Origin of the sequence: Chryseobacterium potabilaquae (assembly GCF_902728265.1) — a bacterium.
In the GTDB taxonomy this organism is placed as follows: Bacteria; Bacteroidota; Bacteroidia; order Flavobacteriales; family Weeksellaceae; genus Chryseobacterium; species Chryseobacterium potabilaquae.
In genome coordinates this window covers 1-744 of record NZ_CACVBR010000120.1, presented here as the reverse complement: position 1 = coordinate 744, position 744 = coordinate 1, and the positions used below count along the sequence as shown (strand labels likewise).

The 744-nt window shown below is 35.9% G+C and carries 1 protein-coding gene; it reads right to left on the bottom strand.

Annotated elements, in window-relative coordinates; genetic code table 11:
• A partial coding sequence (locus tag CHRY9293_RS18435) for a condensation domain-containing protein (protein WP_162034312.1) occupies nt 1-744 on the bottom strand: 744 nt, incomplete at both ends.

Below are 744 nucleotides of genomic sequence, written 5' to 3'. Positions count from 1 at the left end.
TTCATCAGGCTGGATTTTGTATGTTTCTAAAAGATAATGAGCCAATTGGTTTGATCTTTCGTTAAGTTCTCTATACGTTAACTTTACATCCTCATACACCAAAGCAATATGATCAGGTGTCTTCTCTACCTGTCTTTCAAATAACTCATGAATAGTAACTGTAGAATCATACTCTATAGTAGCATCCAAAAGATCGGAGAAGATTCCATCTGCACTGTACTCTTCTTCTCTTACCCAAGATAAGTCTTCAAGTAGTAACTGTGATCCAACTTCATTCTGATGACATACCATCTGTTCTAAGAGATACACATAGGTACTAATCATATGATTAATTGTACTTTCTTTAAATAGATGGGTAGCATAATTAAAACTTCCTGACAGAGAATCTCCTCCATCATCTATCATCACACTTAAATCAAACTTAGCAACATCATAAGAAACATTTCCTTTAAATTCCTGAAACAAAGAATCTTCTCCATACATTCTCTTTGCTTCACTTCCAAAACTCTGCAAGCCAAACATCACTTGGAATATAGGGTGGCGGGATACATCCTGAACTACTCCCAATTCTTCTACCAATTTCTCAAAAGGTACATCCTGATGCATTTGAGCCTGAGATACTGAATCAGAAACTTGCAAAATAAAATCTCTTACTGATACTCCATAATCGATCTCTTCCCGAAGTACTAAAGTATTGACAAAAAAGCCGATCAGATCTTCTAAGCCTGCATAATTGCGATTCGC